Annotated in this window: 9 protein-coding genes; 8 read left to right on the top strand and 1 reads right to left on the bottom strand. The window is 68.0% G+C overall.

What is annotated here, in order from left to right; translation table 11 throughout:
* Positions 1 to 258: 258 nt before the first annotated feature.
* The 7 genes from ftsZ (at position 259) to asnS (ending at position 11,724) form a co-directional block, all read left to right on the top strand.
* Positions 259 to 1,509, top strand: coding sequence for a cell division protein FtsZ (gene ftsZ / locus B2747_RS05250; protein ID WP_291157513.1), 1,251 nt, complete (start codon positions 259 to 261; stop codon positions 1,507 to 1,509).
* Positions 1,506 to 2,774: a M23 family metallopeptidase gene (locus B2747_RS05245; protein WP_291157511.1), complete on the top strand. Its 1,269-nt coding sequence runs from the start codon at positions 1,506 to 1,508 to the stop codon at positions 2,772 to 2,774. The genes ftsZ and B2747_RS05245 overlap by 4 nt, the downstream gene beginning before the upstream one ends.
* A gap of 152 nt (positions 2,775 to 2,926) precedes the next feature.
* A complete protein-coding gene (locus B2747_RS05240; protein ID WP_291157510.1) occupies positions 2,927 to 4,861 on the top strand; it encodes a hypothetical protein in 1,935 nt (644 codons plus the stop codon).
* A gap of 135 nt (positions 4,862 to 4,996) precedes the next feature.
* Complete coding sequence (ftsY, locus tag B2747_RS05235; RefSeq protein ID WP_291157508.1) at positions 4,997 to 5,926, top strand: signal recognition particle-docking protein FtsY; 930 nt, start codon at positions 4,997 to 4,999, stop codon at positions 5,924 to 5,926.
* A 4-nt stretch (positions 5,927 to 5,930) separates the two neighbouring features.
* Positions 5,931 to 8,060: an ATP-dependent DNA helicase RecG gene (recG, locus tag B2747_RS05230; protein WP_291157506.1), complete on the top strand. Its 2,130-nt coding sequence runs from the start codon at positions 5,931 to 5,933 to the stop codon at positions 8,058 to 8,060.
* A gap of 118 nt (positions 8,061 to 8,178) precedes the next feature.
* The gene (locus B2747_RS05225) at positions 8,179 to 10,296 is read left to right on the top strand and encodes a hybrid sensor histidine kinase/response regulator (RefSeq protein ID WP_291157504.1); all 2,118 of its coding nucleotides are present in this window, start codon (positions 8,179 to 8,181) and stop codon (positions 10,294 to 10,296) included.
* 126 nt (positions 10,297 to 10,422) lie between these two features.
* Positions 10,423 to 11,724, top strand: coding sequence for an asparagine--tRNA ligase (asnS, locus tag B2747_RS05220; RefSeq protein WP_291157502.1), 1,302 nt, complete (start codon positions 10,423 to 10,425; stop codon positions 11,722 to 11,724).
* 108 nt (positions 11,725 to 11,832) lie between these two features.
* Here asnS and mazG read toward each other — a convergent pair whose 3' ends face one another.
* The gene (gene mazG, locus B2747_RS05215) at positions 11,833 to 12,669 is read right to left on the bottom strand and encodes a nucleoside triphosphate pyrophosphohydrolase (protein ID WP_291157500.1); all 837 of its coding nucleotides are present in this window, start codon (positions 12,667 to 12,669) and stop codon (positions 11,833 to 11,835) included.
* Between the two features lie 57 nt (positions 12,670 to 12,726).
* On the opposite strand from mazG, the gene alr reads away from it, so the two are divergent.
* Entirely contained in the window at positions 12,727 to 13,914 is a 1,188-nt protein-coding gene (gene alr, locus B2747_RS05210; RefSeq protein ID WP_291157498.1) for an alanine racemase, read from the top strand.
* Positions 13,915 to 13,918: the final 4 nt, after the last annotated feature.

Below are 13,918 nucleotides of genomic sequence, written 5' to 3'. Positions count from 1 at the left end.
AAAATTGCACCATGGCGCAGCCCCTCCGATGCGCCCCAAGTTGTGAAAAAATCACGGGTTGCGCGAACTCGCCGGAAGTGTATTCTAGGGGAGATTCGGAAGTTCTCGCAGCTCCGTCCACATTTGCACATCGTCGGCCAGCGCGGTCCCTCAATGCCGGGGGAGCTCGCCGCATGCCGACAACCTCGCGTGACATCGCCCCCCACGCGCGGCTCCTCCACCCTGTGCCCCGAATAGCCCCGTATGGAGCTCCCCCGCATGACCTTCGAGTTCGAAGAGAGCGCTGCCCAAAACGCCCGCATGAAGGTCGTGGGTGTGGGTGGCGGTGGCGGCAACGCCGTCAACCGCATGATCGAGGAACACCTCGAAGGCGTTGAGTTCATATCGGTGAACACCGACGCCCAGGCGCTCATGAACTCCAAGGCCGACGTCAAGATCCAGATCGGCAAGAAGCTCACCCGTGGTCTTGGCGCCGGCGCCCGTCCCGAAATCGGACGGCAGGCCGTCGAAGAAAATCGCGAAGACACCAAGCGTGTGCTCGGCAACGCCGACCTCGTGTTCGTCACCTGCGGCATGGGTGGCGGTACGGGCACCGGCGCGGCCCCCGTCATCTGCCAGCTCGCGCGCGAAGGCGGCGCGCTCACGGTCGGTATCGTCACCCGGCCCTTCCTCTTCGAAGGCCGCAAGCGCATGCGTCAGGCCGAGGAAGGCATCGCCGAAATGCGCAAGCACGTGGACACGATGATCATCGTGCCCAACGAGCGCCTGCTGGCGGTGGTCGGGAAGGGCATCCCCTTCCACGAGGCCCTCAAGAAGGCCGACGAAGTGCTGCTGCACGCCACGCAGGGCATCTCCGTGCTCATCTCCGAGACGGGCCTCGTCAACGTCGACTTCGCCGACGTGCGCACCGTCATGCAGAACGGGGGCTCGGCCCTCATGGGCACCGGCATTGGCCGCGGAGAAAACCGCGCGTCCGAAGCCGCGCAGCAGGCCATCGCCTCGCCGCTGCTCGACAACGTGTCCATCTCCGGCGCCACGGGCGTGCTGGTCAACATCACCGGCGGCGAGGACCTCACGCTCGGTGAAGTGCACCAGATCAACGACATCGTGCACGATGCCGTGGGCGACGACGCCGAAATCATCTTCGGCGCTGTGCATGAGCCCGCCATGATGGGCGAAATCCGCGTCACCGTGATCGCCACCGGCTTCGATCGCTACGTCCAGCAGGGAAGCGCCTCGGCCCAGGCGGCGGTCACTTCGCCCTTTGCCCCTTCCCCCCGCAGCGCGCCGGCCGCATCTTCCGAATCTCAGGTCGCAGCCGCCCGGGCTTCGGTCCTGCCGTTCCCGGCGCCAAACCGGACGGCTCCGAGACCTCCGGTCGCCCCCGCTCGTCCTCAGTTTACGGGCGAACCGCCGCGACCATCGCGTGTCCCGCCTTCGACCATGTCCGCCAGTGCTGAACTGGACGACATGGAGATCCCCACGTTCATTCGGAGACAGATGGATTGACCACCTCGCGCGCGCTGCTCGTCGCTGTTGGTTGCCTCGGCCTCGGAGCAGCCGCCGTCGCGATTGGTCGTCCGGTGAAGGAACGCCCTGCTGCCAGTGTACTGGCAGCAGGGCCTCGCCTTTCCGTGGCCTCGCGTTGGCGCACCCACGTGGACACCATCCGGAAGGGTGAGCCGCTCACCGTGGCGCTTACTCGCGCCGGCCTCGCTCCTGAGGAGGCCGCCGAAGCCCTTCGCGCGGCGTCGGCCCTCGATCCGCGTCGCGTCCGTGCTGGCACGCCCATCACCGCCAAGGTGAGCGCCGACTCCGGCACCTCCGAGTTCACGCTGCAGTTGGCCATTGACCGCGTCATCCGCTTCACCCGGTCGGCCCAGACCTGGGTGGAACGCGAGGAATTGCTGCCCTGGACCACCGACACGGTCGTGGTGGGTGGCGAAGTGCAGTCCACCCTCACGGCGGCCATTGCCTCGGGGGCGCAGGACTTTCCCGAGCGCCAGCGTACCGAGCTGGCCTATTCGCTGGCCGACGTACTGGAGTACCGCGTCGATCTGAGCCGCGACTTGCAGAAGGGTGACTCCGTGCGCGTGCTCGTTGAGCGGCAGCGTGCGCCCAACGGCATGGTTCGCCCCGGTGCCATCATCGCCGCCCGCCTCACCATGTCGGGCAAGCCGGTCGAAACGCTGCGTTTTGCGCAGGGCACCCGTGTGTCCTATTTCGACGGCGAGGGCAAGTCCATGCGCGCCGCCTTCCTGCGGGCGCCGCTCGAGTTCCGTCGCATCAGCTCCGTGTTCGGCATGCGGCGTCATCCCATTCTGGGCACGCTGCGTCGTCACTCCGGCATGGACTACGCCGCCTCGCGCGGCACGCCGGTACGCGCGCTGGGCAACGGTCGCGTGGTGTTTGCCGGGTGGAAGGGTGGCTATGGCAAGACCATCGAAATCCGCCACGCCAATGGCATGGTCACCCGGTATGGCCATCTCGACGCCATCAACGTGAAGTCCGGCAGCATGGTCAACATCGCGCAGACCATTGGCAAGGTCGGCTCAACCGGCCTGTCCACGGCGCCGCATTTGCACTTCGAAGTGCTCGTCAACGGTGTGCACCGTGATCCGCGCGTCGCCCTGCGCAACGTGGCCGGCGAGCCGCTCGAGGCTCGGCATCGCGGCGAGTTTGCCGCGCTCAAGTCGCGCATCTTCGCCCAGCTCGATGCGCCCCTTGGCCTCGTGGCCGATCGACGGGTGCCGGTTCGCGTCGGAGGCGACTGAGCGTCGGCCACCGTTGCTGCGTAGACCTGGCGTAACCGTGTCGCCAACGCGATGGGATCACGCAGTCGCGCACGCACACTCGATTGACGGGGCAGGAGAATTCGTTCTTCTGCCCCGTCCCCGTTTCTTCCTGAACCGAACCTGAGACGCATGTGCTGTTGATTCCCTGGGCGGCTGCACTGGCACTGGGTGCCCTGGCCGCTTGGCTGGCGTACGGACGTGGCCCATCGCCGTCGGGTGAGGCCGCGGGACTGCGGCGCTGGTTGCTGGCGGCCCTGCGTGCGGCGGCCGTGGCGCTCGTGGCGGCCATGCTCTTTGGTGCCGCCGTCGGTCGCGCCACTCCGCGTCAGCCACTCATCGCCATTGACCGTTCCGCCTCGGCCCGGCGGGCCGCCGGCGACGACAGCAGCATGGTGCGCTCCTGGCGCAGTCTGCTGCGCGACTCGCTTTCGCGCTTCCCGTCCGACGCCCCGCTGGTTGTCATCGGGGATTCGCTCCGCGACGCCACGGCCGATGAGGTTGGGGGGTGGCTGCCCGACGATGCGGCGTCCCGTGTCCGGCCGGCCGTGGACCGCGCGGCTGCACTCGGGCGCAGCCTCGTGCTGTTCACCGACGGCGAAGTCGACGACGCCGAAGCCCTCGCCGAAGCGCCGCCGGGCTCCCGCGCCGTGCGCTGGCCCAGTACGCCACGTCCCGACGTGGCCGTCGCCGAACTGGCAGTCCCGTCGGCGTGGACCACCGGTGACTCCAGCGAGGTGCGCGTTACGCTCAGCGCCGGGCCGCTGGCCACTGGTGACGGTGCGCTGGTCCTGCTCGTGGACGGGCGCCCTGCGGGGAACGCCCCTGTGCCCGCGCTTGCGCCTTATGCCAGCGCGCGCGTCTCGCTGCCGGTGGTGGCGCCGTCGTCGAGTGAAGGCGTGGCCCTCGTTCAGGCAGCGCTCTCCGTGTCCGGTGACGTGGAGCCGCGCAATGACACCCTGGCGGTGGCGGTGGATGTGGGCGACCGACCGAGCGCGGTGTTCGTGTCCACGGCGCCTGATCTCGATGTGCGTGAGGTGCTGACCGTGCTGCGTGGTGCGCTTGATGTGCCCACGCGCGCCTACCTGCGCGTGGCGCCGGGTGTGTGGCGCGTCGAAGGCACGCTGGCGCCCATCAGCGAGGCCGAGGTACGCGCACGCGCTGCCTCGGCGGGCATGCTCATTGTGCATGGTGACACCACGTGGAAGCCCGCGGCTTCGGCGACGGCAGCTGCTGGCACGGCCGCTGCTGCCACGTCTGGCCCCCTGGCGCGTGCACTCTGGGTTCCGGCGCCACCCACTGTGCTGGCCCGCGCGGGCGAAGTCACCCGCACGCCCGAGTGGTATGTGTCGGGCGCTCCGGACTCGCCTCTCATGGCGGCGCTGGCGGCCTTGCCGTTTGACTCGCTGCCGCCCATCACACTGGCCGGCCCGGTGCGACAGGGTACGCCCGTGCTGACGGCGCAGTTGGGCAAGCGCGGCGACGCGGCGGCGGCGGTAGCCATTCGGGAGAGCGCCGGTCAGCGCAGCGTGCTGGTATCGGGCTCGGGCTGGGCCGGTTGGTCGCTGCGCGCGGGACGCAGCCGCGAGGCGTTTGCCGCCCTCTGGGGCGCTATATTCGACTGGCTGTCGGCCGGACGTGGTGACCTGCGTGCAGCGCGGCCGGTGGGCGGGGTGCTACGTGCGGGCGAACCCGTGGCCTGGCGCCGTGGCGGTGCCGATACCGTGGTCACCGTGAAGCTGGCCCGTCGCTCCGGCAACCCGACTGCGGTGTCCGCGGCAACCGATTCGCTGACGCTGCGTTTTTCAGGTGCGCAGTTCGAAACGCAGACGCCCGCGCTGCCGGCAGGGGTGTATGATGTCGAGACGGCCGGTGGACGCAGTGTGCTGGTGGTGAACGCTTCACGCGAGTGGGTGCCACGCGCGCCGGCGGTGCAGGGCGGACCGCTCGCGCGCGGCGTGGCAGGCAGCGATGCCCCGCGTCTCGCCGACAAGAGCTGGCCGTTCGTGGCGGCGCTGCTGTTGCTCTGCGCGGAGTGGCTGCTGCGGCGCGCCAGCGGTCAACGATAGCTGACTGCGATAGCGCTCAGCGATGGAGCTCCGCGCTGACGGCCAGCGATGGAGCTCAGCGACAACGGTACGCCCTGATTCCTGTTGACTTGAGTCCCGGTGGCATCATCGCCGACCGGGCGATGGATATCCTGCATGTCCCGACTGTTTCGTTCCAAGGATGACGTCCCCAAGCGCTCGCTGTGGCAGCGCTTCAAGGACGTGGTGCGCACCGATCTCGGTGTGCTGTTCAAGGGTGTCGACGAGGGCTCACTCGAGGCCCTCGAAACGCTGCTCATCGAGAGTGACTTCGGCGTGCCCACGTCGCTCGCGCTGGTGGCCGAGGTGGAGCGTCGGCACAAGCGCGGCGAAGTGAAAACCGAAGCCCAGTTCCGCGAGGCGCTGGCCGAAGGCGTGGAGTCCGCGTTGCGTGCCGGCAACGCCGATCCGGCGCTGCACATGGCGGCCAGCGGCCCCACCGTGCTGCTCGTGATCGGCGTCAATGGCGCGGGCAAGACCACCTTCATCGGCAAGCTGTCGGCACAATTGCAGCGCGAGGGCAAGCGTGTGCTGCTCGGCGCCGCCGACACCTTCCGTGCAGGCGCTATCGACCAGCTGCGGGTGTGGGCCGAGCGCGCAAAGGTGGACTTTGTGGGTGGAGCCGCCGGCTCCGATCCGGCGTCGGTGGCCTTCGATGCCGTCGACGCGGGCATCACGCGCGGGGTCGATGTGATCATCGTGGACACCGCCGGTCGTTTGCATACCAGTGACGACCTGATGACGGAGCTGCGCAAGATTCACCGCGTGATCAAGAAGCGACTTCCCGACGCGCCGCACGAAGTGCTGCTGGTGCTCGATGGCACCATCGGGCAGAACGCGCTCTCGCAGGCCCGCACCTTCTCGGCGGCCGTGCCCGTGACGGGCGTGGTGGTCACCAAGCTCGATGGCACCGCCAAGGGCGGCATTGTGGTGGCCGTGCACGAGGCGCTCAACGTGCCCATCAAGTTCGTGGGACTCGGCGAGCAGGTGGGCGATCTCGCGCCCTTCGACGCGGGCGACTACGCGCGGGAACTGGTCGAGGCCTGACGCCGTGAGCTGGCGCGAGAGCTCGGAGGCAGAAGAGCGGCGCCGTCGTGTCGGCGTCCGCCCGGCCCCGCGTCTCGCGCTCGATACGCCGGTCACCTATCTCAAGGGCGTGGGGCCGGCGCGCGCCACGCATCTGGCTCGGCTTGGCATCACGGTGGCCGGCGATTTGCTGCGCCACATTCCACATCGCTACGAAGACGCCAGTACGGTCACGCCCATTGTGCAGGCGGCGGTGGGCAGCGATGTCACCGTGCTGGGCAAGGTCATTGCCAAAGGCGTGCTGCCCACGCGCAAGGGGCTGCGGGTGTTTCAGGCTGTCGTGCAGGACAGCACCGGCATGCTCGAACTGGCCTGGCCCGGTCAGCCCTTCCTCGATCGCACCATCAACCAGGGCGATTGGCTGCTGTGCAGCGGCCCGGTGCGCTTCTACCACGGCAAACGCCTGCAGCCGCGCGAGTTCGTCAATCTGGGACCGCAGGAGGAAGGCACGGCCGGCGGGCGCGTGCTGGCGGTATATCCCAGCACCGAAGGACTCTCGGTGCGTCTCCTGCGCGGGCTCATTGAGCAGCATCTCGACGCCCTGCTGCCCTTGGTCGAGGAGCCGCTGTCGGACGCCGTGCTGCGCGAGGCCGACGTGCCGGCGCTCCCTGATGCGCTGCGCATGGTGCACCGGCCAGAGTCGCTGGCTGAAGCGGCGCGCGGCCGCGCGCGTCTGGCGTTCGAGGAGCTGCTTTGTGTGCAACTGCTGCAGCGCCGCGCCAATCAGATTGCGCGCGAGGCCCGCGGCGGCCGAGCCTTCGTCAACCGCCGCGAACTCACCAGTCAATTGCGTGCGGCCTTGCCGTACACGCTCACGCATGCGCAGGTGCGCGCCATTCGCGAGATCGTGCACGACATGGAGAGTCCGCGGCGTATGCACCGCCTGCTGCAGGGCGATGTGGGCGCGGGCAAAACCGTCGTCGCGGTGTTCTCCGCCCTGCTGGCCATGGAGAACGGCTCCCAGGTGGCGCTCATGGCGCCCACTGAACTGCTGGCGGAGCAGCACGCCCGCAGCGTCGGCGCCCTGCTCGCGCCGCTCGGTATCACGCCGGTCCTGCTGACGGGCCGTCTGGGCGCGCGCGAACGACGCGCCGCCCTCTCACGTCTGGCGGAAGCGGGCCCGGTTCTGGCCATCGGCACACACGCCCTCGTGCAGGACGCGGTGCACTTTGCCGACCTCGGGCTCGTCATCATCGATGAGCAACACCGCTTTGGTGTGGAGCAACGCGCACAACTGAGCGCCAAGGGTGAGGCGCCCGACGTGCTGCTCATGAGTGCCACGCCCATTCCGCGGTCGCTGGCCCTCACACTCTACGGCGATCTCGATGTGAGCGTGCTCGACGAACGGCCGCCCGGTCGGCAGCCCGTGACCACCGTGCTGCGCAGCGAAGCCGCGCGCGCCAAGGTGTTCGAGTTTGCCAATACCCAGCTCGATGAGGGGCGGCAGGTGTATGTCGTCTATCCGCTCATTGAAACGAGCGAGAAGATCGACCTCAAAGCGGCCACGGTCATGTATGAGCAATTGGTGGCCGGTCCCTTCAGTGCGCGACGCGTGGCGCTGCTGCATGGCAAGTTGCCGGCCGACGAGCGTGACCTCATCATGCGTCGCTTTCGTGACGGCGACGTCGATGTGCTGGTAGCCACCACCGTCATCGAGGTGGGCATTGATGTCGGCAACGCCACCGTCATGATCATCGAACATCCCGAGCGCTTCGGCCTCTCGCAACTGCACCAGTTGCGCGGACGCGTGGGGCGCGGGGCGGCGCAGAGTTTCTGTGTGCTGCTTGGCGACGTGGGGGCCGAGGCGGCTGAGCGGCTTGGCATGTTTGCCTCTACGGAGGATGGCTTCGAGATCGCGCGCGCCGATCTGCGCCTTCGCGGCATGGGCGATCTGTTTGGCGCGAAGCAGCATGGCTTGCCGGCCTTCAAGGTGGCCGATCTGCTGCGAGACGAGGTCTTGAATGACACGGCCCGCCGGATGGCGGATCAGATCCTGCGAAATGACCCGCTACTGGCTCATGCCGCCCATGCCGGATTGCGGCAACTGCTCACGGTTGGCTACGCACGGGCGCTCGACCTGTTCCGGGTGGGGTAATGGTGTCACCCAACGGGCCGCCGGAGTGACGAAAACGCGTCCCGAGGGTCATGTTAGACAGGAGTCCCGCGACGTCGCTGGGACCGCGCCGGTTCCCGATCGAGTGGTGAATTCCCTGGTGGCCCCACAACGTCCATCGTTTCTTGTCCGCCGCCTGCGCGCGGTGGGTTTGACGTTGCTGCTGGGCGCGGCCGTTGCCACGGCGTTCGATCGCTGGTATGCCGGTCAGCTTATCGCGCGCGAGCGCACGCGCGTGGAAGCCTTCGTGGCGCCGTATACGACGCTGCTCGAAGGCATCTTTCAGCGGCGCATTGTGCGTCTCGATGCGCTGCGCCAGTTCGTGAGCCTGCAGCCCTCCACCGACGAGCTCACTCGCAAGTTCCCCACCTTTGCCGACGGTCTGCGAGTGGCCGCGCCCGGCGTGCGTGCGGTGCAGTTGGTGCGGAACGCACGCATTGTGGCCACCAATCCCGGAGCGGACTCGGCGACACTGGTGGGCTATGACCTCATGACACACCCCGATCCTGAAGTGCGGGACGGGGTGGAGCGCGCACGACGCTCCGATGCCATGGCCATGGCCGGTCCGTTCCCGCTGCTTCAGGGCGGAGTCGGAATCGTGTTGCGTCTGCGGGTGACCGCGAAGGCCGAAGGCTTCCCCGATCAGGTGGCACTCGTGCTGAACGTGGGGGAGCTGCTCTACGAAGCGGACTTGGCCCGCCTTCCGTCCACGGTACAGGTGGCGCTGCTTGACCGACGAGGCTTGCCGGTGGCGCCGTTCGACCGCCTGCCTCAGGATCCGGTGAGTTTCTCGGTGTCGGTGGGAGACGGAGACTGGACCCTGTTGGCGGCACCGTCGTTTGGCTGGCATCAATCCGTGCTCGGCGACCTGCGGCCGACGCGTCTGGCCTCGGCGCTCATTGTGCTGCTGCTGGCCACCCTGTCCTACGGCGTCGCCGGACGACAGGAGCGTTTGCGCCGCGCGGTTGATGAGCGCACACAAGCACTGGCCCAGGCCAACGACGATCTGCGGCGCGAGGCCGCCGAGCGTCGTGAGCTCGAAGAGCAGTTGCTGCATTCGCAAAAGATGGAGGCCGTGGGCACGCTGGCCGGTGGCGTGGCGCACGACTTCAACAACCTGCTCACGGCCATAGTTGGCTTCGCGCAGTTGGCCGAGCAGCAGGCCGCGCAACTGCAGGCGGAATCGTCCGTTCCGGACATGGCGCGGCAGTTGGGCGATATGCGCACGGATCTCGCGGAAATCCTCAAGGCCAGTGACCGTGCCTCACTGCTCACCTCACAGTTGCTGTCATTCTCGCGTCGCCAGAAGAGCACACCCACGCGCCTCGATGTGAACGGTGTCGTGAAGGACATCGATCGCATGCTGCGTCGTCTCATTGGCGAAACGGTGCAGCTGCAGACGGAGACCGGTGCCGGTCCGCTGCCCGTGCTGGCCGACGGCGGACAATTGTCGCAGGTCATCGTCAATCTGGTGGTCAACGCCCGCGACGCCCTGCCAAACGGCGGCCGTATTCACCTGCGCACACGCGCCCTCGATCTCGCAGCGGTGGGTGCCGCGCCGTACGCCGGCCTGCCGTCTGGCGAATGGGTGTTGGTGGAGGTGCAGGACAACGGCACCGGCATGACACCCGAGGTACAGGCGCGCATGTTCGAGCCCTTCTTCACCACCAAACGTTTGGGTGATGGCACGGGCCTCGGGCTCAGCACCGTGTATGGCATTGTCACCCAGGCGGGTGGCCATGTGTTCGTGGACAGTGCGCCAGGGCAGGGCACCACCGTCAGTCTGGCCTGGCCACGCCTCGAACCGGCCGCCGTCGATCCCGAGGCGGCGCCTCCCGTACCTGCCGTGGCCAACGGGGAGCTCGTGCTGGTGGTGGAAGACGAGGCCGGTCTCCGTCGGCTGGTTGGCGAGATTCTCCGGCGGCATGGCTACCGGGTGGAAGTGGCCTTTGACGGGCAGGACGCACTCGAAAAGCTCGAGCAGGGTATGGAATTGCCCGAACTCGTGCTCACCGATGTAGTCATGCCGCGCATGGGCGGCGCCGAACTGGCGGACGCCATGGCGGCGCGGCGCTATGACATCCCGGTGCTGTTCATGTCGGGCTATCAGGAGGGCGACCCGCTGCCTGACGACATGCAGCACGGCTACATCGCCAAGCCCTTCACGCCCGACGCGCTGGTGAGTCGCGTGCGCAGCATGCTGCAGGCGCGCGTCTAGGCTGCTGCCAGCCTCCTGCCAGACTACCGTCAGCCTACTGCGCGAGCGGGGGCCGGTGGTGCATTATTCGAGGTTCGTGCCGGCCCGTTTACCAGCCGGCTTCCTCGATTTCAGCCCGTCGGTCCCGTGAATCAGACCACCGTCCGTATTGCCGATCTCAAGCACCATGAAGGCGCCACCGTGACCGTGCGCGCTTGGGTCACCCACCTGCGCAGCAAGGGCAAGCTGGGATTTGCCGTGCTGCGCGACGGCACCGGCATCATGCAGGCCGTGGTGGTGAAGGCCGAGGTCAGTGAGGCGGATTGGGAGGCCTTCGGGCAGCTCACGCAGGAAAGCAGTGTGGCCGTCACGGGCAGCGTGCGCGCCGACGCGCGGGCGCCGGGTGGCTTTGAAATGGGTGTCAGTTCGCTGTCGATTGTCGGCACGAGCCCGCTGGACTATCCCATCCAGCCCAAGGAGCACGGCATCGACTTTCTGCTCGACAATCGCACGTTCTGGCTGCGCAGTCCGCGACAGGTGGCCATCATGCGCGTGCGCCACGAACTCGAGCAGGCCGTGCATGACTTTTTCTATGCGCGCGACTTCGTGCGCTGCGACACGCCCATCCTCACCGCCGCCATCGGTGAGCGCGCGGGGCTCTTCAGCACCGAGTACTTCGAGGAAGGCACGGCCTACCTCGCGCAAACCGGTCAGCTCTATGGTGAGGCACTCGCGGCGGCGCTGGGTCGCATCTACACCTTCGGCCCCACCTTCCGCGCCGAGAAGAGCAAGACGCGCCGGCATCTCACCGAGTTCTGGATGATCGAACCGGAGATGGCCTGGTACGACCAGGACGACAACATGGATCTGCAGGAAGCGTTCGTGCGCTATCTGGTGGAGCGCGTCCTCGAGCGTCGACAGGAAGAGCTCAAGGTGCTCGAGCGCGATACGAGCAAGCTCGATTGTGTCTCGCAGCCTTTCGTGCGTCTCGACTACGGCGACGCGGTCAAACTCGCGCAGTCCAAGGGCAGCGACATCGTGTGGGGTGATGACCTGGGCGCGCCCGACGAAGCCATGATCGTGGACGAGTACCAGCGGCCCGTCTTCGTGGTCAACTATCCGAAGGAAGCCAAGGCCTTCTACATGAAGGAGAACCCGGCCGATCCGCGCACCGTACGCTGCGCCGACCTGCTGGCGCCCGAGGGCCGCGGCGAAATCATCGGCGGTTCGCAGCGTGAGGACGATTACGACAAGATCCTCGCGCGCCTCGTGCACGAGGGGCTGCCGGTGGAGGCCTACGGCTGGTACCTCGACCTGCGCAAGTACGGCACCTTCACGCACTCGGGCTTCGGACTTGGTCTCGAGCGCACCATTGCGTGGATCTGCGGCATCGAGCACATCCGCGAGTGCATTCCGTTCCCGCGGATGATGGGAAGACTGGCGCCGTAAGACGTTGGCAGCCGTTGAACCCAAAACTCAAGACTTCTACTCAAAGCTCAGAGCTGACCGGACTGTCGGTGAGCCTTGAGCTTTGAGTTCAAGTCTTGAGTCTTGAGTTCAATCCTGGGCGCCGCGCTCCTCCCGCTTCACCGCATCCCAGTACTCATCCTGCTCCTCGAGCGACAACGCCGTCAGCGTCTTCCCGTCGGCACTCGCCAGTCGCTCCATGGCCGCATAACGCCGCACGAACTTCGCGTTCGTCCGGTCCAGCGCCAACGCGCCGTGCACGCCGGTCTTCCGGCACACGTTCACTACCGCAAACAGCAGGTCGCCCAGCTCGGCTTCCAGCGCATCGCCATCGCGCACGGCGCCGGTGTCGGGATCAATGAGCCGCGCAACCTCCTCGACTTCTTCGCGCACCTTGGCCAGCGGACCGAGTGCATTGTCCCAGTCGAAGCCCACGCCGGCCGCACGATCCTGCAGCCGATGTGCGCGGTGCAGCGAGGGCAGGCCAGCCGGCAGGCCCTCCTCGAGCGTTGAGCGCGTGGCCTTGGCCGCCTTCATGCTCTCCCACGGCCGCTTGATGCCGTCCCCGTACAGGTGCGGATGCCTCGCGTGCATCTTGGCCACCAGCGCGCCCGCCACATCCTGCATGCTGAAGGCGCCGCGTTCCTCCGCCACCACCGAGTGAAACAGGACCTGCAGGAACAGGTCGCCCAACTCGTCGCGCAGCGTGGCATCGTCGCCCCCCGCGATGGCGTCGTCCACCTCGTGCGCTTCCTCGATGAGGTAAGGGCGGAGCGACTGATGCGTCTGCACGCGGTCCCAGTCGCAGCGCGCGCGCAGGTCCTTCATGAGGGCCAGCGCGTCGTCGAGCGAGCGCGGGGCAGGGGCCCCGGTGGTGGTTGAGGCCGCGGGAGGCGTGGCGCCGGGCGTTTCCGGTGAGCTGGGCATGGCTGGGCAGACGGGGAACCGATGAAAACTGCGCGCGGACCCCTTAGGATTGCCGGGATGTCCACTCCGCCAATATACCCGGCCCGTCCCACGGACCTCGATCGCGCCTGGCTCGAAGTGGACGACGACGCGCTGCGCCACAATGCGCGTGTCCTGCGGGCGCGGGCGGGCGTGCCGCTGCTGGTCATGATCAAGGCCAACGCCTACGGCCTCGGGGCCGTGAAATGCGCGCGCGCGCTCGGACTGCCCTTTGCCGACGAGAGGCCCACTCCGGTGAGTGTGGCGGACCGCCCCTGGGGCGCCGGCATAGCCTCGCTCGACGAGGCCGAGGAGCTGCGCGCCGCCGGCTGCACGGCGCGGCTCGTGTGCAGCACGCCACTGCGCGCCGAGGAACTCGCGCGCGCCGCCGCACTGGATCTGCGCCCCACCCTGCATCGCGAGACCGATATCGCCGCCTGGGCCGCGCTCAGCCCCGTCGGCGGGCTCCGCCCCTGGCACCTGGCCATCGACACCGGCATGGCCCGCGCCGGCGTGCGCTGGGACGAGGTCGCCCCGCTGCGCCGCGTGCTCGCGGCCCATCCGCCCGAGGGCGTCTTTACCCATTTCCATTCGGCCGACGAGTCGCTGGCCTCCCGCGACGAGCAGGACGACCGCTTTGACGAGGCCCTGGCCGCCCTCGCAGACGTGCTGCCCGCCGGCTGTCTCACGCACCGCGACAACAGCGGCGGCATCGTGAGCCGGACCACGGGCTCCCCCGGCCAGCTCGCGCGGCCGGGTATCGCGCTCTACGCCGGCATGTTTGCCGACGAGCTGGGGCTTGTGCAGGTCCCGCATCTCCGCGCCCGGATTGTCGATCTCCGTCACGTGGAGGCCGGGGAGTCGGTATCTTACGGGGCTACCTGGACGGCGCCCTCGCGGCGGACCATTGCCACGCTGGCCGCCGGGTACGCCGACGGATATCGCCGGCATCTTTCCAACGCCGGCGTGGTACTTATCCACGGAACGCGCTGCCCGGTGGTGGGGCGCGTCACCATGGACATGACCATGGTGGACGTCACCGACCAGCCCTGCGCGGTCGGCGACGTGGCCACGCTGCTGGGCGCCGACGGCGACGACCTGCTCACCACCGAGTGGGTGGCCGCCCGTGGTGGCGTGTCACCGTACGAACTGCTGGTGGGGCTCGCCCTGCGTGTCCCGGTCGTCCGTCGCCCTGGTGTGAGCCAGCGCGATCTGGCTGGTCCCTGAACTC

Source organism: Gemmatimonas sp. UBA7669, from assembly GCF_002483225.1.
In the GTDB taxonomy this organism is placed as follows: Bacteria; Gemmatimonadota; Gemmatimonadetes; order Gemmatimonadales; family Gemmatimonadaceae; genus Gemmatimonas.
The sequence above is the reverse complement of the archived record's forward strand: the minus strand, read 5'-3'. Positions and strand labels throughout refer to the sequence as shown.

What these genes read in the sequence shown, in the direction of transcription:
- mazG (WP_291157500.1), bottom strand. Translation starts at nt 12,669, where the DNA reads ATGCCCAGCTCACCGGAAACGCCCGGCGCCACGCCTCCCGCGGCCTCA.
- alr (WP_291157498.1), top strand. Translation starts at nt 12,727, where the DNA reads ATGTCCACTCCGCCAATATACCCGGCCCGTCCCACGGACCTCGATCGC.
- ftsZ (WP_291157513.1), top strand. Translation starts at nt 259, where the DNA reads ATGACCTTCGAGTTCGAAGAGAGCGCTGCCCAAAACGCCCGCATGAAG.
- ftsY (WP_291157508.1), top strand. Translation starts at nt 4,997, where the DNA reads ATGTCCCGACTGTTTCGTTCCAAGGATGACGTCCCCAAGCGCTCGCTG.